This window comes from Kitasatospora sp. CM 4170 (assembly GCF_032110285.1).
Classification (GTDB): Bacteria; Actinomycetota; Actinomycetes; order Streptomycetales; family Streptomycetaceae; genus Kitasatospora; species Kitasatospora aburaviensis.
In genome coordinates, this window is sequence record NZ_CP134877.1 from 5,950,602 (window position 1) to 5,970,448 (window position 19,847).

The 19,847-nt window shown below is 72.6% G+C and carries 14 protein-coding genes; 5 read left to right on the forward strand and 9 right to left on the reverse strand.

Annotated features, from left to right (window positions below):
* Positions 1-57 precede the first annotated feature (57 nt).
* Positions 58-2,577, reverse strand: coding sequence for a YfhO family protein (locus RMN57_RS25440; RefSeq protein WP_313765635.1), 2,520 nt, complete (start codon positions 2,575-2,577; stop codon positions 58-60).
* 155 nt (positions 2,578-2,732) lie between these two features.
* Between RMN57_RS25440 and RMN57_RS25445 the strand changes: the two genes are divergently transcribed.
* The 4 genes from RMN57_RS25445 (at position 2,733) to cimA (ending at position 7,758) form a co-directional block, all read left to right on the forward strand.
* Positions 2,733-3,311 (forward strand): Uma2 family endonuclease, encoded by a 579-nt coding sequence (locus RMN57_RS25445; RefSeq protein WP_313765636.1) that lies wholly within the window; start codon positions 2,733-2,735, stop codon positions 3,309-3,311.
* Positions 3,312-3,372: 61 nt separating this feature from the next.
* A complete protein-coding gene (locus tag RMN57_RS25450) occupies positions 3,373-4,410 on the forward strand; it encodes a 3-isopropylmalate dehydrogenase (RefSeq protein ID WP_313765637.1) in 1,038 nt (345 codons plus the stop codon).
* A gap of 261 nt (positions 4,411-4,671) precedes the next feature.
* On the forward strand, positions 4,672-5,784 hold the full coding sequence (locus tag RMN57_RS25455; protein WP_313765638.1) for a branched-chain amino acid aminotransferase: 1,113 nt from the start codon (positions 4,672-4,674) through the stop codon (positions 5,782-5,784).
* A gap of 369 nt (positions 5,785-6,153) precedes the next feature.
* Positions 6,154-7,758, forward strand: a complete 1,605-nt coding sequence (cimA, locus tag RMN57_RS25460; RefSeq protein WP_313765639.1) for a citramalate synthase — start codon at positions 6,154-6,156, stop codon at positions 7,756-7,758.
* An 87-nt stretch (positions 7,759-7,845) separates the two neighbouring features.
* Here cimA and RMN57_RS25465 read toward each other — a convergent pair whose 3' ends face one another.
* From RMN57_RS25465 to RMN57_RS25500, 8 genes are all read right to left on the reverse strand, one after another.
* Positions 7,846-8,430 carry an ATP/GTP-binding protein gene (locus RMN57_RS25465; protein ID WP_313765640.1) on the reverse strand — a complete coding sequence of 195 codons (585 nt, stop codon included), beginning with the start codon at positions 8,428-8,430 and terminating at the stop codon, positions 7,846-7,848.
* Positions 8,411-9,124, reverse strand: a complete 714-nt coding sequence (locus RMN57_RS25470) for a DUF742 domain-containing protein (RefSeq protein ID WP_313765641.1) — start codon at positions 9,122-9,124, stop codon at positions 8,411-8,413. Before RMN57_RS25470 ends, RMN57_RS25465 begins: the two co-directional genes overlap by 20 nt.
* Positions 9,125-9,285: 161 nt before the next feature.
* Complete coding sequence (locus tag RMN57_RS25475) at positions 9,286-9,699, reverse strand: roadblock/LC7 domain-containing protein (RefSeq protein ID WP_030057391.1); 414 nt, start codon at positions 9,697-9,699, stop codon at positions 9,286-9,288.
* Between the two features lie 10 nt (positions 9,700-9,709).
* Positions 9,710-13,129, reverse strand: a complete 3,420-nt coding sequence (locus tag RMN57_RS25480) for a nitrate- and nitrite sensing domain-containing protein (RefSeq protein ID WP_313765642.1) — start codon at positions 13,127-13,129, stop codon at positions 9,710-9,712.
* Between the two features lie 401 nt (positions 13,130-13,530).
* Positions 13,531-14,109, reverse strand: coding sequence for an ATP/GTP-binding protein (locus RMN57_RS25485; protein ID WP_313765643.1), 579 nt, complete (start codon positions 14,107-14,109; stop codon positions 13,531-13,533).
* Positions 14,090-14,512 (reverse strand): DUF742 domain-containing protein, encoded by a 423-nt coding sequence (locus RMN57_RS25490; protein WP_238951344.1) that lies wholly within the window; start codon positions 14,510-14,512, stop codon positions 14,090-14,092. Before RMN57_RS25490 ends, RMN57_RS25485 begins: the two co-directional genes overlap by 20 nt.
* Positions 14,513-14,673: 161 nt before the next feature.
* Entirely contained in the window at positions 14,674-15,087 is a 414-nt protein-coding gene (locus RMN57_RS25495) for a roadblock/LC7 domain-containing protein (protein ID WP_097236138.1), read from the reverse strand.
* An 11-nt stretch (positions 15,088-15,098) separates the two neighbouring features.
* Positions 15,099-18,836 (reverse strand): nitrate- and nitrite sensing domain-containing protein, encoded by a 3,738-nt coding sequence (locus RMN57_RS25500; RefSeq protein ID WP_313765644.1) that lies wholly within the window; start codon positions 18,834-18,836, stop codon positions 15,099-15,101.
* A 629-nt stretch (positions 18,837-19,465) separates the two neighbouring features.
* Here RMN57_RS25500 and RMN57_RS25505 point away from each other — a divergent pair.
* Positions 19,466-19,690: a hypothetical protein gene (locus RMN57_RS25505; RefSeq protein WP_313765645.1), complete on the forward strand. Its 225-nt coding sequence runs from the start codon at positions 19,466-19,468 to the stop codon at positions 19,688-19,690.
* The last annotated feature ends 157 nt before the right edge of the window (positions 19,691-19,847 follow it).

Genomic DNA, 19,847 nt, shown 5'->3' on the forward strand with positions numbered 1-19,847 from the left:
CCGCCGGAGCCCCTGCCCGCCCTGCGGGTGGGGGCTCCGGGGTGTCCTCCGGGGAGCTCAGCCGGACCGCGGGCCCGACACGCCCTCGTGCCGGGACCGCTCGGCCGGGCGGCGGCGCACGCGCCGCGGCGGGCGGGTGGGGCGGTGACGAAGGCGGCCGAGGACGCCGGCGAGCGCCGTGACGGCGGCCGCGGCCAGGGCCACCGTCAGCCCCTCGTCGAGGCCCGGCGGGCGGAACGAGCAGCCGATCCGGTCCGCACCGGCGCCCAGCGGCACGCCCACCATGCCGAGGACCGCAACAGGCGCCCGGGACGTGCCGCCGTCCGCCGCGCAGGTCCACCCGGTGGCGGCCGGGACGGAGAGCAGGGCCGTCCCGGTGCTGCCGGGCGGCAGCGCGGCCGTGACGGTGTGGCCGCCGGCGGCCACCCGGGTCGCGCCGGTCCGGGTCAGCCGGGCCACGGCCGCCTCCAGCGCGCCGGGCCGCAGACAGCCGATCGGCCGAGCCGGGACCTGGGTGACGGCGTCCGCGTGCAGGACGACCCGGACGCGGCCGTCCGCGGGCACCGGTCCGAGCTCGTGGATCGGCACGGCGGTGGTCGGCTGCTCGCCGTCGCTGCGGTAGGCCGTCCCGAGGGCGCTCACCGTGCCGGCGAACCAGACCCCGTGGAAGTACGCCGTACCGCCCGGCGTGCAGACCGCCGCGAACGCGGTGCCGTCCGCCCCGGCCGGCGTCGCGGGGACGGACCAGCCGCTCGTGCCGTGCGCGGTCGGGGCCGGCCCGCCGTCCGGGACCGGTTCGGGGACGTCGTAGACGGGGGAGCCGAGCAGCGACTCCTGCCGGGACCAGACCGAGGAGGTGTCCGGTGCGCGGCCCGGTGGCACCACGGTGACCAGCGGGGGAGCGGCCGCGGCCCGGACGACCGTGAAGCCGGCCGGCGTCGGCCCGTCGGCCAGCTGGGTACGGACGGCGAACAGCGCCCGCCCGACCGGGTCGGTGACGCTCGCGGTCTGCCGCCCGCCGGCCGCCCAGCCCGCGCCGAGGTCGTGCAGCAGCAGGGCTGTCACGGTGGGCAGGTAGCCGCTGGCGTAGCCGCCGCCCTGGCCGTCCAGCAGCAGCGGGTCGTTCGGGGTGAAGGAGTGCGGTCCGGGATCGGTCCGGGCGCGCGGCCAGTCGGCGGACTGCCGCACCGCCGCGTACGCCGCCCGGACGGACGCCCCGGTGGCGGTCGCTCCCGCCGGGCCGCCCAGCGCCGCGTACGCCGACCAGACCAGGCCGCCGAGGACCGCGCAGCCCAGGACCGCGGTGGCGGTCGCGCCCGCCCGCCGGTCGGTGTGCCGCAGCTCCAGCGTCCCGAGCGCGCCGAGCAGGACGGCGCCGCCGACCGCCAGCAGCAGCCAGGTGGAGACCGGCACCGTGTGCCGGGCGGCGGCGATCGCGGCCACCAGCAGGACGACCGCGGCGCCGCCGAGCAGCGTCCACCGGTCCGGCCGGTGCGCGAGCGAGACCCACCCGGCCAGCACCAGCAGGCCGCTGAGCACGAAGGCCACCCGGTAGGGGCCGCCGGCCGGGATGGCCAGCCCGTGCCAGACCAGCACGGTGGGCGTCCAGACGAAGCTCAGCACCACCAGCGCCAGCAGCCCGCACCAGACGGCCCGCTCCCGGGGCCGGACCCTGCGGTTGAACGGCAGTCCGGCCACCAGCAGCAGGCCCAACAGGCCGACCGAGACGTCCGGGACCGGCGGGCCACCGCCCGTACCCGGCAGCAGCTGCGCCAGGTGCCCGCCGAGGCCGGACGGGCCGAGCGGTTGCACCGGGGACTCCGGCTGCGCCTCCTGCGCGGCCCGGACGGCGGTGAACAGCACCGGCGCGGCGAGCGCGATCCCCGCGGCGGCCATGGTGACCGCCCGGCCGGTGGTCCGGACCGCGGCCTTGAACGGCCGCCGCACCGCGAGCAGCCGCACCGCCAGGACCAGTCCGGCCGTGAGGGTGGCCATGGCGGCGGTGTAGAGGTTGCCCGCCCAGGCCAGCGCGACGCAGAGCGAGCCGGCCACCCAGCGCCGCTCGTGCAGGCACCAGTCCCCGGCCAGCACCAGCAGGGGCAGCGAGACCAGGCCCCAGAGCCACATCGGTGCCGCCCCGCCGACCGTCGGCACCCAGGCGCAGAGCCCGTAGCCGAGCGCGGCCACCGCGCGCAGCCAGTGCGGCCCGGCGTGCAGCCGGCCCAGCACGTGGGCCATCAGGGCGGTGCCGAGCCCGATGCTGAGCAGGGCGGTCAGGAACACCGCGAGCTGCCCCTGGCCGCGCGGCAGCAGGACGGCGGGCCAGGAGAACGGGTTCATCAGGTTGGCGAAGAAGTCGGCCAGGAAGGGCGCCCCGTAGCCGCTGTTCCAGGTGAACAGCAGATCGCCGGGGGCCCGCCCGTGCGCGAGGTCCCAGAGCTGGGCGTGGAACGGCACCGCGACCTCCGCCGCCCCCGGCGGCCAGGCCCCGTGCAGCGCCGCCGCGAGCGCGTACCCCGCCGTCGCCGCGCCGCCCGCCACCCCGCAGACCCGTGCCTCCCGCCACCGCGCGCCCATGGTGTTCTGCCCCGTTCTGCGAGCAATGCCGGATCCGGATGCCCGCGAGCATAGGCGCGCCCCCGGCGCGGACACCGCATCACGCGCTCCCTCGCGGGAGGGACGGCAGGGGGAACTCCGGCGAGTAGCCTGAGAGCGCCCGTCAGGATGCCCGCATGGGAGGAATCATGACCATCGAGCCGTACCCGGACTGGCTCCGGCCCCCGGCTGAGGGGTACACCGCCGAGGACCTCGACCGGCTGCCCGATCTCCCGCCGCACACCGAGCTGCTCGACGGGAGCCTGATCTTCGTGAGTCCGCAGACGCTGTTCCACATGTCGACGCTCAAGCGGTTGGAGCGGGCCCTCGACGACGCGGTGCCGGCCGGGTGGCGGGTGTGGCGCGAGATCACGGTGCGGCTGAACGTGCGGAACCGGCCGGAGCCCGACCTGCTCGTGGTCGACGAGCGCGCGCACTCCGACTCCAGGCGCACGTCCTGCGAGCCCGGGGACGTCCTGCTCGTGATCGAGGTCGTCTCCGAGGAGTCCCGGGAGCGCGACCGCCAGGTGAAGCCGCGCAAGTACGCCGCCGCCGGCATCCCGCACTTCTGGCGGGTCGAGGGCGACGAGGAGGGGCGTCCGGTCGTCCACACCTACGAGCTGGACCCGGCCACCCAGTCGTACGGGCTGACCGGCATCCACCACAAGCAGCTGAAGCTCGAACGGCCGTTCCCGGTCGACATCGACCTCACCTGACGTTCGTCCGGATAGTGGACACCAGGTGTCAGTGACTGGGACGGCGGAGTAGGGTCCGAGCATGTCTCGCACCATTCGTCTCGCAGTTGTCCCCGGTGACGGCATCGGCCAGGAAGTGGTGGCCGAAGGCCTCAAGGTCCTCGAAGCCGCACTGCCCGCCGACGTCAAGCTGGAGACCACCGAGTACGACCTCGGCGCCCGGCGCTACCACCGCACCGGCGAGACGCTGCCGGACAGCGTGCTGGCGGAGCTGAAGACCCACGACGCCATCCTGCTCGGCGCGATCGGCGACCCGAGCGTGCCGTCCGGTGTGCTGGAGCGCGGGCTGCTGCTGAAGCTGCGGTTCGCCTTCGACCACCACATCAACCTCCGCCCCGGCCGGCTCTTCCCCGGGGTGAAGTCCCCGCTGGCCGGCGAGCCGGAGATCGATTTCGTGGTCGTCCGCGAGGGCACCGAGGGCCCGTACGTCGGCAACGGCGGCACGCTGCGCACCGGGACCGAGCACGAGGTGGCCACCGAGGTCAGCCTCAACACCGCGTACGGCATCGAGCGGGTCGTCCGGGACGCCTACCGGCGGGCCCAGGCGCGGCCGCGCAAGAAGCTCACCCTGGTTCACAAGAACAACGTGCTGGTCCACGCCGGCCACCTGTGGACGCGGATCTTCGAGCAGGTCGGCCGGGAGTTCCCCGAGGTCACCACCGACTACCTGCACGTCGACGCGGCGACCATCTTCTTCGTCACCCAGCCCGAGCGGTTCGACGTCATCGTCACCGACAACCTGTTCGGCGACATCCTGACCGACCTGGCCGCCGCCGTCACCGGCGGTATCGGCCTGGCCGCCAGCGGCAACATCAACCCCGGCGGGGAGTTCCCGTCGATGTTCGAGCCCGTGCACGGCTCGGCCCCGGACATCGCCGGCCAGGGCAAGGCCGACCCGACCGCCACCGTGCTCTCGGTCGCCATGCTCCTGGACCACCTCGGCTTCGCCGCCGAGGCCGCCGCGGTGGAGGCCGCGGTCGCCGCGGACCTCGCCGAGCGCACCGGCACCCGGACGACGTCCCAGGTCGGCGACGCGCTCGCCGCCCGAGTATCCGGCTGACCGGCCGGAACCGACATGTGCCGTTCCGGCTGACACGGGCCGGAACCGACAAGCGGTGTTCCGGCTGACAGGGCCGGAGCGCACACGCGCATAACCGCAGCTTGCAGCTTCCCAAGGAGCTCGCAACTGTTCGGCACGGCCCTCTGGATGCGAGTATCGACAGTGGGCCGTGCCGTTGTGCGTCCGTTTCGGGGCCGTTGTGCCGAAACGTTCACCTGCGGAGGCGGCCCGGACCAACCCCACGGTGAAGGACACACAGCCATGAGCACGCCCACCCAGGCGCCCATCACGTTCGATCTCAAGCCCTCCGCCCACCCGCTGTCCGTCGCGGAGCGCGAGGCCCGGCTGGTCAACCCCGGCTTCGGACGCATCTTCACCGACCACATGGTCACCATCCGCTGGACCGAGGGCCGGGGCTGGCACGACGCGCAGCTGCAGCCGTACGCGCCGATCGAGATCGACCCGGCCAACATGACGCTCCACTACGGTCAGGCGATCTTCGAGGGCCTCAAGGCCTACCGCCAGACCGACGGCTCGATCGCGACCTTCCGCCCGGAGGCCAACGCCGAGCGCTTCCAGGCCTCCGCCCGCCGCCTGGCGATGCCGGAGCTGCCGGTCGAGACCTTCGTCGAGGCCGTCGAGCTGCTGGTCCAGCAGGAGCAGAACTGGGTGCCGAACGAGCCGGAGCAGAGCCTCTACCTGCGCCCGTTCATGTTCGCGACCGAGGTCGGCCTGGGTGTCCGCCCGTCCAACTCCTACCTCTTCATGCTGATCGCCTCGCCGGCCGGCGCCTACTTCCCCGGTGGCGTCAAGCCGGTCTCGGTCTGGCTGTCCGAGGACTACGTCCGGGCCGCGCCGGGCGGCACCGGTGCCGCCAAGTGCGCCGGCAACTACGCCGCCTCGCTGGTCGCCCAGGCCGAGGCCGCCGCCAAGGGCTGCGACCAGGTGGTCTGGCTCGACGCCGCCGAGCACCGGTGGGTCGAGGAGATGGGCGGCATGAACCTCTACTTCGTCTTCGGCGAGGGCAAGGACGCGAAGATCGTCACCCCCGCGCTCTCCGGCGCGCTGCTGCCCGGCATCACCCGCGCCTCGCTGCTGCAGCTCGCCACTGACCTCGGCTACGCGGTCGAGGAGCGGAAGATCTCCACCGAGGAGTGGAAGCAGGGCAACGCGGACGGCACCCTCACCGAGGTCTTCGCCTGCGGCACCGCCGCCGTCATCACCCCGGTCGGCTCGGTCAAGTCCCAGGGCGGCGACTGGACCGTCGGCGCCGGCGAGCCCGGCCCGGTCACCACGGAGCTGCGGAAGGCGCTGCTCGCCATCCAGGGCGGCCAGGCCCCCGACACCCACGGCTGGCTGCACAAGATCGTCTGATCTCGAAGGACCGTCCGGCACCGGACCCCCTCCGGCCCGCGCCGTTTCGGATACCGAGACGGCCGGGCCGGATCGCGGATCGCTGTGCCAGACTGCGAGCGTGTCCTCGCTTTCGCTGATTATTAGCAGCAGGCGCGCCGGTCCGCAGTGACCGCTCCGCACTACCCGATGCGGAGCGACCACCAGCGTCCAGACCCGCGCGCAGACCTCTCGCACCCGCGAGGGGTCTTTTTGTTTCCCCGGACCGGCCGGGAGCCCCCACAAGGGGCCCAGGGACACCGGGACCGCGCGCGGGATGCTGGACAGTGGAGCCGGGACTTGCAATCCGGCAGAGCAGTACGAACCTCCCCGAACGGAGAACCAAGGGCCATGACCGAGGTCAGCCGTACCGACGACGGCTTCCACGTGTTCGACACCACCCTGCGCGACGGCGCGCAGCGGGAGGGCATCAACCTGACGGTGGCCGACAAGCTGGCCATCGCCCGGCACCTGGACGAGTTCGGGGTCGGCTTCATCGAGGGCGGCTGGCCCGGGGCCAACCCCCGCGACACCGAGTTCTTCGCCCGGGCCGCGGAGGAGCTGGACCTCAGGCACGCCCAGCTGGTCGCCTTCGGCGCCACCCGCCGGGCGGGCGGCCGGGCGGCCGACGACCCGCAGCTGGCCGCCCTGGTCAACTCCGGCGCACCGGTCGTCACCCTGGTCGCCAAGTCCCACGACCGGCACGTCGAACTGGCGCTGCGCACCACGCTGGACGAGAACCTGGAGATGGTCCGGGACAGCGTGGCGTACCTGCGTGAACGGGGCCGCCGGGTCTTCATCGACTGCGAGCACTTCTTCGACGGCTACAAGGCCAACCGCGACTACGCCCTCGCGGTGGTCCGCGCCGCGCACGAGGCCGGCGCGGACGTCGTCGTGCTCTGCGACACCAACGGCGGCATGCTGCCGGCCGGCGTGCGCGACATCGTCGCCGACGTCCTGGCCGCGACCGGCGCCCGGCTCGGCATCCACGCCCAGGACGACACCGGCTGCGCGGTGGCCAACACCCTGGCCGCGGTGGACGCCGGCGCGACGCACGTCCAGTGCACCGCCAACGGCTACGGCGAGCGGGTCGGCAACGCCAACCTCTTCCCGGTGGTCGGCGCGCTGGAGATCAAGTACGACCGCAGGGTGCTGCCGGCCGGCAGCCTCGCCGAGATGACCCGGATCTCGCACGCCATCGCCGAGGTGGTCAACCTGACCCCCTCCACCCACCAGCCGTACGTCGGCCACTCCGCCTTCGCCCACAAGGCCGGCCTGCACGCCTCCGCGATCAAGGTCGACCCGGACCTCTACCAGCACATCGACCCGGAGACGGTCGGCAACACCATGCGGATGCTGGTCTCCGACATGGCGGGCCGCGCCTCGGTCGAGCTCAAGGGCAAGGAGCTCGGCTACGACCTCTCCACCGACCGGGACCTGGCCGGCCGGGTGGTCGCCAAGGTCAAGGAGCAGGAGAACCTCGGCTACACCTACGAGTCCGCCGACGCCTCCTTCGAGCTGCTGCTCCGCGACGAGGTGCGCGGCAGCCGCGAGCGCTTCTACACCCTGGAGTCCTGGCGGACCATCAGCGAGCAGGGACCCAACGGCTTTGCCGGCAACGAGGCCACCGTCAAGCTCTGGGCCAAGGGCGAGCGGCGGATCGCCACCGGCGAGGGCAACGGCCCGGTCGACGCCCTGGACAAGGCGCTTCGCACCGCGCTGGACCGGATCTACCCGCAGCTGGCCAAGCTGGAGCTGGTGGACTACAAGGTCCGCATCCTGGAGGGCCAGCACGGCACCGGCTCCAAGACCCGGGTCCTGATCGAGTCCACCGACGGCACCGCCGCCTGGTCCACCGTCGGGGTGGCCGACAACGTGGTCGCCGCCTCCTGGCTGGCCCTGGAGGACGCCTACACCTACGGCCTGCTGCGGGCCGGGCTGGAGCCCTCCGAGTAGGCCGCCGAACGCGGGCGGCCCACGGACTCCCGGACGGGGGCCGTGGGCCGCATCGCTTGCGCGAAGCCCCGAGGTTCCGCCTGGGCCCTAGCGCAGGCGGGCGAGGAGGGCGTGTTCGACGAGGGTGATGAGGGCGCTCTTGGCGCTGTCCCGTCGGCGGGCGTCGAGGGTGACGATGGGGGTGTCGGGGCCGAGTTGGAGGGCTTCCCGGACTTCGTCGGCGGTGTGGGGCTGGTGGCCGTCGAAGCCGTTGAGGGCGACGACGAAGGGGAGTCCGCTGTTCTCGAAGTAGTCGAGGGCGGGGAAGCAGTCGGCGAGGCGTCGGGTGTCGACGAGGACGACGGCTCCGATGGCGCCTCGGACGAGGTCGTCCCACATGAACCAGAAGCGGTCCTGTCCGGGGGTGCCGAACAGGTAGAGGATGAGGTCCTCGTCGAGGGTGATGCGGCCGAAGTCCATGGCGACGGTGGTGGTCGTCTTGCCGGAGACGTGGCTGATGTCGTCGATGCCGGCGGAGGCGCTGGTCATGACGGCTTCGGTGCGCAGCGGGTTGATCTCGGAGACGGCGCCGACGAGCGTGGTCTTGCCGACGCCGAAGCCGCCGGCGACGACGATCTTCGCCGAGGTGGTTGCGCGGGTGGGGGCGGCCGCGTTAGAGCTTGCGAAGTCCACTGAGGACCCTTTCGAGCAGCGTGACGTCGGGCTGGTTTCCGGATTCGCCCCCGGAAGCGGGCTGGTGGATGGCGACCAGGCCGGCCTCGGCCAGGTCGGCCACGAGGATGCGGGCCACTCCCAGCGGAAGCGAGAGCAGCGCCGACACCTCGGCGACGGACTTGACCTCCGTGCACAGGGTGCAGATGCGCTGGTGCTCCGGGAGCAGGGTGGCCAGGCGCTGCGGATCGACGCTGGCCGAGACCAGTGCCTCCAGGGCCAGCTCGTACCGGGGCCGGGTGCGCCCGCCGGTCATCGCGAACGGTCGGATCAGCGGGCCGGAGTCGTAGTCGTCCTCGAACTCCTCGACGTGGCCGGGCTCCTGGGCCGGTGCGTAGCCGGGGCCGGGCGCGGGGCCGCGCTGCGGCGCGGGCCCCTGTCCCGGCACGCCGTGGCCGGCGTGCCGGCCGGGCAGGTGGTCCTGCGCCGGGTAGCCGGACGCGTGCGGGTCGTACGGGGGCTGCGGCTGGGCGTACTGGCCGTACTGCTCCTGCGCGTACGGCTGGCCGAACTGCTCCTGGCCGTACTGCTCCTGGCCGTACTGCTGGCCGTACTGCTGACCGTGGCCGACGACGCCGGGTGCTCCGAAGGCGTCATGGCCTGTGCCAGGGTACGGAACGCCGTACTGGCCGCTGCGGTCGTCGGGCGGTGTCACGGTTCCTCTCCTCACAGGGTGCGGCGGTGCGGTGCGAGCTCGGGCCGGGGTCCGGAGCCGGTGGTGCGAAGGCCGTACAACGTCCGAACCCGAGCCCGCCGAAGCGGGCCCGGGACGGGCGCGGAGGTGCTTCGGATACCAGGACGGTATCCGACGAACCGTCAGTGCAGGAGACTGCCCTGGAGTTCTGCGCGGAGTGCGGGGGTGAGGACGGCGCCGGCGCGGTCGACGAGCAGGGCCATCTCGTAGCCGACGAGGCCGATGTCGCTGTCCGGGGAGGCCAGTACGGCGAGGGCGGAGCCGTCGCTGACGGCCATCAGGAACAGGAAGCCGCGCTCCATTTCGACGACGGTCTGGTTGACCTCGCCGCCCTCGAAGATCCGGCTGGCGCCGGAGGTGAGGGAGGTGAGGCCGGAGGCGACCGCGGCGAGCTGGTCGGCGCGGTCACGCGGGAAGCCTTCGGACATGCACAACAGGAGGCCGTCCGCGGAGACCACCACCGTGTGCGACACCCCGGGGGTGTTGTCCACGAAATTGGTGATCAGCCAGTTCAGGTTCTGTGCGGCCTGGCTCATCTGAGTCAACTCAACGCTCCTGGTGGTTCGAGCCGCCGAAGAGATCGGTGCTGCGGTTCTGCTGTCCGTTGCCGGACTGGTCTACCTGATCGGGGTCGATCCGGAAACTTCCGGTGCCGCCGGCGCTGCGGCCCTGCTCCACACCGCGGCGCAGGTTGGTGAGGCGGCCACGGACCTCCTCGGGGCTGCGGGAGACCTGCGGCCCGTCCTGCGGGGTGGGCTTGGCGTTGCCGGCCACCAGGTTCTGCTTGGGCACCCGGCGGGGGAGCCCGGACGGGGTGGTACCGCCGGACGCGGGCTCACGGAGCTGTTCGGCACGCTGCCAGGCGCCGTCGTTGGGCGACTGCCAGGCGCCGGCGGAGCCGGTCGGTCCGGTGGGACCGTACCCGCCCAGCGAGGACACCTCGTGGCCGCGCGGCTCGCTCGGTGCCGAGGTGTCCTTGGCGCCGGCGAACCAGTTCGGGGTCTCGCCGCTGTCCTGCAGCGGGTTGGTACCCGGTCCGCCGCCGGCCAGCTGCTGGCCGGGGCGGCGCTGCGGCAGCCCGGACGCCAGGGTGGAGGAGTCGGCGGTCGGCAGCGCGGGCTGCTCCGGGCTGTACGGGTGGCCGGCCGGGGCCTCCTCGGCCTGCTGGCCGTACTGGTCGTCGCCGTAGCCGTCGTAGTCCTGGTACTGGCCGCCGTACTGGCCGCCGCCCTGGCCCTGGCCGTACTGGTCGTCGGCGTAGCCCTGCTGCGGGAACCGGCCGTAGGCGTCCTGCCCGTAGTCGTTCCCGGCGTACTCGCCGTCGGCGTACCCGTTGCCGTCGTAGCCGTACTGGTCGTCGGCGTAGCCGTTCTGGTCGTAGCCCTGCTGGCCGTACTGGCCGTCCTGGGCGAAGGCCTCGTCGTTGCGCCGGCCGTACGCCGGGTACTCGTCCTCGACCTCGGCGTCGACCACGGGCTGCTGCTGGGTGGCCTCCGGACCGGCCTCCAGGGCCGCGCGGCGGACCTGGTCGAGCCGCTGCGAGCGCTGGACGGAGTCCAGGGCCGGGCTGAAGCCGGTGGAGCCGTGGCCCGTGCCGGTCAGGTGGTCGTCGAAGCCCAGCTCGGCGGCGCTGCGCGGCTGGCCGAGGCCGTCCACGGACCACTCGGCGGTCGGCTCCTGGTCGGCGAAGATCCGGGAGACGGTGAACTGCTCCTCCGGCTCCGGCGCCGCACCCATCTGGGTCAGGAACGGCGGGAGCATGACCAGCGAGGTGGTGCCCGCGGACTCGCCCGAGGGACGGAGCTGGACGCGGACGTCGTGCCGCTGGGAGAGCCGGCCGACCACGAAGAGGCCCATGCGGCGGGAGATGGTGGCGTCGACCGTCGGCGGCTCGGCGAGCTTCTCGTTGATCTCGGCGAAGTCGTCGGCGGTGAGGCCGATGCCCTTGTCGTGGATCTCGACCAGCACGCGGCCGTCCGGCAGGCGGGTGGCGTTGACCAGGACCCGGGTCTGCGGGCTGGAGAACGAGGTGGCGTTCTCCAGCAGCTCGGCGAGCAGGTGGACGAGGTCGGTCACGGCGGCGCCGACGACCTCGACCTCCGGGATGCCGGCGAGCTCGACGCGCTCGTACTGCTCCACCTCGGAGGCGGCGGCGCGGAGCACGTCGACCAGCGGGACGGGGGTGTTCCAGCGGCGGCCGGCTTCCTCACCCGCGAGGACGAGGAGGTTCTCACCGTTGCGGCGCATACGGGTGGCCAGGTGGTCCAGCTTGAAGAGGTTCTCCAGCTGGTCCGGGTCGGCCTCGTTGTTCTCCAGGTCGGTGATCAGCGCCAGCTGGCGCTGGATGAGGCCCTGGCTGCGGCGCGACAGGTTGGTGAAGATCGCGTTGACGTTCCCTCGCAGCAGCGCCTGCTCGGCGGCGAGCTCGACCGCCTGGCGGTGGACCTGGTCGAAGGCCCGGGCGACCTCGCCGATCTCGTCCTTGCCGTGCAGCGGGATCGGGGTGACCGAGGTGTCCACCCGGTCCGGGTCGGTCTTGGAGAGCTTCTCGACCAGGTCCGGCAGGCGGCGGTCGGCGATCTCCAGGGCGGCGTTGCGCAGGGTACGCATACCGAGAATCATCGAGCGCGCCACGTAGCCGGTGAGCACACCGGCGAGGATCAGCGCGGCGAGCACGATCGCCGAGTTGAGGATGGCGTCGTAGAGCGCGTTGTCCCGCAGGTCGGCGGCGTCGTGGAGCACGTCGTCCAGCAGCGCGACCTCGGTGGTGCGCAGCGTGGAGATGTGGGTGTTGGCGGCCTGCTCCCAGTTCTCCTTGGTCAGACCGGCGTCCTTGGCCTCCTTGTAGGCGGCGTCGGCGGCGGCCTTGCCCCTGGACTGGCCCTCCGCGGCGGCCTGGCTGTAGGCGGCGCCGAGGGCCATCAGGCCCTGCATGGTGGGCACGCTGCCGTTGGGCATCCGGAAGGCGGCGCGCTGGTCGGCGGCGGCCTGGGCGACCTGGGCGTCGGCGTACTTCCGGGCGTCCTCGGGGGCGCTGCCGGTGTTGAACTCGGAGAGGGAGACCTGCTCCAGCTTCTGCGAGACCAGCAGCTGCTGGATCAGGTCGACGTTCTCGTACCGGGTGGTGGACTGGGCCGAGATGCCGACCAGCAGGTGGAGCATCAGCGCGCGCTGGGTCGAGGCCGAGGCCTTGGCCAGCGACATGGCGTAGATCGCGCGGCCCTTGCTGGTGATGTTGGTGCTGCCGAGGCCGACCGAGTTGTCGTAGGCGAGCAGCGGCGCGAGCATCACCGAGTAGGCCGACTGCGTCGCGGTCGCGAACAGCTCGGGCTTGTAGGCGTTGTCGCGCAGGTGCGGCAGGAAGGCGACGAGCTGCTGGAAGGCCGTGTGGCGGTGGGGGAGCTCGCCGGACTTGTCGGTGGCCTCGTAGGCCGCGTTGTACGCCTTGAGGGCGGCGTCGGTGGTCCCGCGGGTCTTGTTGAGGTCGCCGTTCGGGTCCTGGCCGGTGAGGATCGGCGCGAGCGACTTGTCGCGCTCGTTCTCCAGCGCTTCGGCGAGTTCGGTGGCGGCCTTGGCCAGGCGCGCGGTCTTCTCGGCGCGGGAGGCCTTGACGTAGCCGTCGACCGAGGTGTTGACGCGCAGACCGCCGAAGATCAGGCCGATGACGACCGGGATGAGGAGGATGGCTATCAGACGCGCCGGAACGCGCCAGTTGCGCGGCCGGAGGAAGTCGTAGCGGCTGTTGCCGTCCTGGGCGTCCTTGCCGCCCTTCCCGTCGCCGGCGCCGTCCGCGGGACCGGCGCTGCGGCGCTCGGTGGAGGCGGTCGGCGGCTTCGGCGCGACGGCCGGGCGCTCCTCGGTGGGTGTGAACGCGGAGAATCCGGCCGGGCCGGTTGCGTTACCGTTCGGCTCGCTCTGGCGGGGCTCGGAGCGCCGCTGCGGGGCGACTTGCTGCTTACGCCTCACTCGACAACTACCTCTCGGCCGATCGCGGCCATGGATCAATCCAGCGCTACCCCTGAGAGCGGCCCGCTGGTGGGTGGTGGGACTGCCGTACGGGATTCAGGGGTAGCTGGAATTTCAGCACGTGCAGGGATGGGGGACAAACAGCCGCCGAGGGCGGCCAGCGGTGGAGCAATTAGGACATTTACCGACATCAGCCCGCAAAACCGTGGTCATCTGGCGCTGAGTGACGCTGATTCGCTACAGACAGCCACTGTTGATCACAAAATGCCTACCGAACTGTTATCCGCCGCTTATCCGGGGGTCTTGCGCGGTCCTCACCGGCGACACCCGTCCGTAAGCCGAGGTGCCCCGGCACCCCGTCGCCGGGACGGGGTGCCGGGGCTGCCGACCTGCGGTTCCGCCTAGCGCAGGCGGGCGAGGAGGGCGTGTTCGACGAGGGTGATGAGGGCGCTCTTGGCGCTGTCCCGTCGGCGGGCGTCGAGGGTGACGATGGGGGTGTCGGGGCCGAGTTGGAGGGCTTCCCGGACTTCGTCGGCGGTGTGGGGCTGGTGGCCGTCGAAGCCGTTGAGGGCGACGACGAAGGGGAGTCCGCTGTTCTCGAAGTAGTCGAGGGCGGGGAAGCAGTCGGCGAGGCGTCGGGTGTCGACGAGGACGACGGCTCCGATGGCGCCTCGGACGAGGTCGTCCCACATGAACCAGAAGCGGTCCTGTCCGGGGGTGCCGAACAGGTAGAGGATGAGGTCCTCGTCGAGGGTGATGCGGCCGAAGTCCATGGCGACGGTGGTGGTCGTCTTGCCGGAGACGTGGCTGATGTCGTCGATGCCGGCGGAGGCGCTGGTCATGACGGCTTCGGTGCGCAGCGGGTTGATCTCGGAGACGGCGCCGACGAGCGTGGTCTTGCCGACGCCGAAGCCGCCGGCGACGACGATCTTCGCCGAGGTCGTGGCGCGGGTGGCTCCGTTAGAGCTTGCGAAGTCCACTGAGGACCCTTTCGAGCAGCGTGACGTCGGGCGTTCCGCCCGACTCGCCCGCGGCGGCGGGCTGGTGGATGGCGACGAGACCGGCCTCGGCAAGGTCGGCGACGAGGATGCGGGCCACACCGAGCGGCACGCCGGCCAGTGCGGAGATCTCCGCGATGGACTTGACCTCACGGCAGAGGTTCACGATCCGGGCGTGCTCGGGCAGCAGGCCGCCGGACCGCTCGGCCGAGCCGGTCGTCGAGATCAGCGCCTCGATGGCGAGCTGGTACCGGGGCCGCGTGCGGCCTCCGGTCATCGCGTACGGGCGGACCAGCGGCTGCTGCTCGTAGCCGTCGGACTGCTGCCCGCCGTAGCCGCTGCCGTACCCGTTGCCGTAGCCGGCGGGTGTCGAAGGCGGGGTCATGGGTCCTCCTAGTGCTGCAGCCTTGGGCAGCCGGTTCCAGCTGGGTGGTGCCAGCTGAGGCGAAATCAGCTGCCTGAGGGTAGCTGAGGGTGAGGCGCCGGGTCTGGTCGGGTCAGACCCGGCGGGGAGGTGGGACGGGTGGTGTCGCCGCGCAGGGGGCCTCAGTGCAGGAGACTGCCCTGGAGTTCTGCGCGGAGTGCGGGGGTGAGGACGGCGCCGGCGCGGTCGACGAGCAGGGCCATCTCGTAGCCGACGAGGCCGATGTCGCTGTCCGGGGAGGCCAGTACGGCGAGGGCGGAGCCGTCGCTGATGGCCATCAGGAACAGGAAGCCGCGCTCCATTTCGACGACGGTCTGGTTGACCTCGCCGCCCTCGAAGATCCGGCTGGCGCCGGAGGTGAGGGAGGTGAGGCCGGAGGCGACCGCGGCGAGCTGGTCGGCGCGGTCACGCGGGAAGCCCTCGGACATGCACAACAGGAGGCCGTCCGCGGAGACCACCACCGTGTGCGACACCCCGGGGGTGTTGTCCACGAAATTGGTGATCAGCCAGTTCAGGTTCTGTGCGGCCTGGCTCATCTGATTCAACTTCAACGCTCCTGATGATCTGCGCCGTTGCCGTCGGTCCGGCCACCGAAACTATCGAACCCGGGCTGCTGGGCACCATGGTGGGAGCCAGGATTTCCCTGGCCCGAGGCCTGCTCGGCACCGGCCCGGCGGCCCTGCTGGATGCCGCGGCGCAGGTTGGTGAGCCGGCCGCGCACCTCCTCGGGCGCACGGGACACCTGCGGACCGGTCATCGGCGACGCCTCGGCGGTCCCGGAGACCAGGTTGGCCTGCGGGGTCCGCCGCGGGAGGCCGGACATGGTGACCCCGCTGGTCGAGGGCTCGCGGACCTGCTCGGCCCGGCGCCAGCGCTCGTCGTTGGCGGACGGGCGCCACGGGGCCTCGCCGGCCGGGCCCTGCTGGGCCTGAGCCTGCTGGGCGTGAGCCTGGGCCTGGGCCTGGGCCTGCTGGGCCTGAGCCTGCTGGGCGTGAGCCTGGGCCTGGGCCTGGGCCTGCTGAGCCTGAGCGTGCTGAGCCTGAGCGTGCTGGGCCTGGGGGGTCTGCGGCTCCTGGAAGCCCGGAGCGCTCGTCCCCGGTCGGCGCGGCTGGTACTGCGGGCCACGGCCCTGCGCGGCCTCGGCCGGATGGCCCTGCTGCAGCTGGGGCCGGGTCTGCTCCGGCGACTCGAAGCCCGGGGCACCGCCCTGCGAGGGGCCGGTCGGCAGTGCCATCGGCTCCTGACGGACCGGCTCCTGGCGGACCGGCTCCGGACGGGCCGGGTTCGGCACGTCCGGCAGCACCGGCTCGACCAGGCCGAGGCCCAGCGGGTCACGCGGGTCGATCTCGCTGGCCTCGAAGCGCGGCCGGGCGAACTGCGCGGTGCTCTCCATCGCGGACTCGGCCGCCGGCAGCGGCTGGGGCTGGGCCTGCTGGGCCGGGAGCTGCGGCGGCTGGGCCTGCTGGGGCTGGGCCTGCTGCGGCGGGGCCTGATGGGCCTGCTGGGCCGGGAGCTGCTGGGGACGTCCCTGCTGCGGACCCGGGCGCTGCGGCCGGCGCGGACCCTGCGGGCCCTGCGGCCCCTGACCGCCCGGGCCCTGACCACCCGGGCCCTGCGGGGCCTGGCCGGGACGGCCGCGCTGCGGCAGGCCGTCCTGCGGACGGTTGCCCGGACGGGCGCCCTGCGGCGCACCCGGACGACCCGACTGGTCGGCCCAGCCGTGCTGCGGCTGCTCGCCGGTCCGGGGGCCCGGACCGGGCTGCGGCGCGCCGGGCTGCTGCTGGCCCCGGCGGGGCAGGCCGCCGGGCGCACCCGGCGCACCGGGGCCGCCCTGCGGCGGGCCCTGGCGGCCCGGGGCGCGCTGCGGCAGGCCGCCCTGCTGGTTCTGCTGCGGGCCCTGCTGCTGGTTCTGCTGCTGGTTCTGCTGGGGGGCCCGGCCGGGCGGGACCATCGGGTTCTCGCGCAGTGCCTTGCCGACCTGCCGGGTCGGCAGACCGCCGTTGCGGCCGCCCTGGCCCGCACCCGGGCCGCCCGGCGCACCGGGACCGCCCTGGCCGAGCTGCGGACGGCCCTGCGGGGCACCGCCCGCCGGACCCTGGCCGAGCGCGGCCGGGCCGCCGCCCGGTCCACCGGGCATCTGGCGCTGCTGGCGCGGCGTCGGGGCGGCCCCGCGCTGCTGCTTGGCCTGCGCCGGGCCGGGGCGGCCGGGGGCGCGGCGGTCGGCGGAGTTGGTGACGTCCACCGGGAGCATGACCAGCGCGGTGGTGCCGCCGGAGTCGCTGGGGCGCAGCTGGATCCGGATGCCGTGGCGGAGCGAGAGGCGACCGACCACGAAGAGGCCCATGCGGCGGGAGACGGAGACGTCCACCGTCGGCGGGTTGGCCAGGCGCTCGTTGATGTCGGCGAGGTCGTCGGGGCTGAGGCCGATGCCGGTGTCGTGGATCTCGACCAGCACCCGGCCGTCCGGCAGGGCGTGGCCGGTGACCCGGACGCGGGTCTGCGGGCTGGAGAACGAGGTCGCGTTCTCCAGCAGCTCGGCGAGCAGGTGGACGAGGTCGTTGACGACGCGGCCGGCGACCTCGGCCGACGGCACCGAGGCGAGCTCGATGCGCTCGTACTGCTCCACCTCGGAGGCGGCGGCGCGGAGCACGTCGACCAGCGGGACGGGGCGGGTCCAGCGGCGGCCCGGGTCCTCACCGGCGAGGACGAGGAGGTTTTCGCCGTTGCGGCGCATGCGGGTCGCGAGGTGGTCCAGCTTGAAGAGGTTGGCCAGCTGGTCCGGGTCGGCCTCGCGGCTCTCCAGCTCGGAGATGAGCGACAGCTGGCGCTGGATGAGGCCCTGGCTGCGGCGCGACAGGTTGGTGAACATCGCGTTGATGTTGCCGCGGAGGAGGGCCTGCTCGGCCGCGAGGCGGACGGCCTCGCTGTGCACCATGTCGAACGCGTGCGCCACGTGGCCGATCTCGTCCGTGGAGTCGACGGCCACGGGTTCGACGGTGACGTCGACGTCGTGCGGGTCGCTCTCGGAGAGCGTCTTGACCAGCTCGGGCAGTCGCCGCTCGGCGACGTCCTCGGCCGCGGCCTGGAGGCGGGTCAGCGAGCGCACCATCGAGCGGGCGATGACGGCGGCGCCACCGAGGGCGACGAGCAGCACCAGGGCGACGGCGGCACCGGTGATCAGGGCCTCGGTGTCGGCCGCGGCCTGCAGGTCCTGGGCCTTACCGTCGAGGTCCTCGATCAGCTTCGCCTCGATCCGGCGCTCGGCCGTGATCTTGGCGGTGATCTTCTCGTACCAGTCCTTGTAGCTGACCGGCTCGGTCTGGTGGATACCGCTCTGCTGGAGGATCGAGCGCGCGTAGCGGTCGGCGTCGGCGACCACGTTGTTGTAGCTGAGCTGGCCGCGCAGGTTGTCCAGGTCGTGCGAGGTGTAGATGTTGTTGAACCCGGTGAGCGCGTTGTCGTAGGACGTGCGCAGGCGGATACCGAACGACTCGTCGCTCAGGCTGAGGTCCGGGCTCTTGGGGTTGGCGAGCGCGGCGCTGATCAGCGCGCGCTGCTGCGAGGTGACGTTCTTGGCCAGCGAGAACTGCTGGAGCGCGCGGGTGGCACGCACCAGGTCGCGGTTGTTGGACGCGAGCGCGATGTCCTGGGAGATCGCCAGCAGGTCGCGGATGATCACGTCGTAGGCGGTGATCGTGGCCTGGATGTTCTGGTTGTTCTGGTACGGGTTGCCGCGCGCGTCGGAGATCGAGTTCAGGTCACGGCGGATCTGGAACAGCAGCGCCTTACCGCCCGAGAGTTCGAGGTTCTCGAACTTGTCCGAGGAGGCCGTGAAGGTGCGGTTCAGGTCGTCGGTGATCTTGCGGGCGTTGACGATGTCGTCGTCGAGCGGCGCGTTCGGGTCGTGGGTGATCGGCCCGGCGCTGACGTCGCGCTCGTTCTGCAGGGCGTCGGCGAGGTTGGTCGCCTTCTTGGCCAGGTCGGAGAGGTTGGCCATCTGGGCGAGCTGCTGCGAGGCCTCGAGCGAGGTCTGGATGCGCAGGCCACCGAGGACGAGCGCGACCAGCACGGGGAGGGTGAGCAGGGCGATCAGGCGGGTACGGATCCGCCAGTTGCGCATCGCGAGTCGGCTCACACCGGTGGCGCGCCGCCGGGTGAGGGTCTTGCGCAGCTTGTCCCGGGTCGACTTCCGGTCGTCCCGGCCGTCGTCGTCGGGGCGGCCGCCCACTTCGGGCGCCGGCTCGGCCGGGCCACCGAGCGCCGCCGCCTGCTGGGGGGCTGCCACAGGCTCACGCGACTCCGGGTCACCCGCGGCGCCGCTACCCCTTTTGAAACGTCCCTGCACTGGCGTCGCAACCTCTGGACCGGGCGTCCCGCCGCGTCGCCGCGGCCTGGACGGTGTGGAATTTCCATCCGCTCCCCGGCCGGTCCGGGAGAGCGGGTCACCGGGGTGGACTGCTCCCTACCCACGGTCCGTGGCATTCCAGCACAGCCGGGGAATCCCAACAAGGGCCGCCAGGGCGCGCGGGGTGGCGCTACCGACCGCGCGCGCGATTTCACAGACTGTGCGGTAACCGGACCGGAATACCGCCTTTTTCGGACACTCGACGCATACATGCCAAGTTGGCCCTAGATCAACAGGGCGAGCGGACCTTCCCTAATGTCCGAAAAGGGAGTTATGTCGGTGAAACCTGATGCGGCGACATGTCGGATATTTGAGAATTGATTTCCAATTTGTGAGCAAAATCACAGGCCAATGTGTAGCTTTGGTCACGGTGGCTGTGGAATGAGATCCGTAACCTGGCTGTATCCGGAGCACGGCCTCGATTCAGCCTGCCCGCAATCCCCCCGAACCACTCAGGCCGGTGCCGATCCGTAGCGGTGCGCCGGTCGCGACCCCGAGGTGCTGACGCGATGTCCCAGGCGAAGAAGGCCGCCACCAAGTCCACGCTGTCCTGCCGCTCGACGGCGAACCCGCGCCGGACCACGCTGGCCTCGGTCGAGGACTTCAGCAAGATCCCGGGCGCCCGCAAGCCCGAGGACGTCGTGGCCTACGGCACCGAGCTGCCCTCCAGCACGGCCAACCCGCGCCGCACCAAGCTGATGGTCGCCCCGGTCGTCGCCGTCCCGCAGGACTGACCCGGCCGGCCCGCGAGGGCCGAACCCGCCCGCTCCCCAGGGCGCCGTGGCCGCACCGGAAGGTGCGTCCCACGGCGCCCTGTTGTTCGCCCGCTCGCCTCCGGGGCGCTTCGACCCGGTGCCGACGGTCGTCGCTCCGGCGCTCGTGCCTCGCTTG

What these genes read in the sequence shown, in the direction of transcription:
- RMN57_RS25440 (WP_313765635.1), bottom strand. Translation starts at nt 2,577, where the DNA reads ATGGGCGCGCGGTGGCGGGAGGCACGGGTCTGCGGGGTGGCGGGCGGC.
- RMN57_RS25445 (WP_313765636.1), top strand. Translation starts at nt 2,733, where the DNA reads ATGGGAGGAATCATGACCATCGAGCCGTACCCGGACTGGCTCCGGCCC.
- RMN57_RS25450 (WP_313765637.1), top strand. Translation starts at nt 3,373, where the DNA reads ATGTCTCGCACCATTCGTCTCGCAGTTGTCCCCGGTGACGGCATCGGC.
- RMN57_RS25455 (WP_313765638.1), top strand. Translation starts at nt 4,672, where the DNA reads ATGAGCACGCCCACCCAGGCGCCCATCACGTTCGATCTCAAGCCCTCC.
- cimA (WP_313765639.1), top strand. Translation starts at nt 6,154, where the DNA reads ATGACCGAGGTCAGCCGTACCGACGACGGCTTCCACGTGTTCGACACC.
- RMN57_RS25475 (WP_030057391.1), bottom strand. Translation starts at nt 9,699, where the DNA reads ATGAGCCAGGCCGCACAGAACCTGAACTGGCTGATCACCAATTTCGTG.
- RMN57_RS25490 (WP_238951344.1), bottom strand. Translation starts at nt 14,512, where the DNA reads ATGACCCCGCCTTCGACACCCGCCGGCTACGGCAACGGGTACGGCAGC.
- RMN57_RS25495 (WP_097236138.1), bottom strand. Translation starts at nt 15,087, where the DNA reads ATGAGCCAGGCCGCACAGAACCTGAACTGGCTGATCACCAATTTCGTG.
- RMN57_RS25505 (WP_313765645.1), top strand. Translation starts at nt 19,466, where the DNA reads ATGTCCCAGGCGAAGAAGGCCGCCACCAAGTCCACGCTGTCCTGCCGC.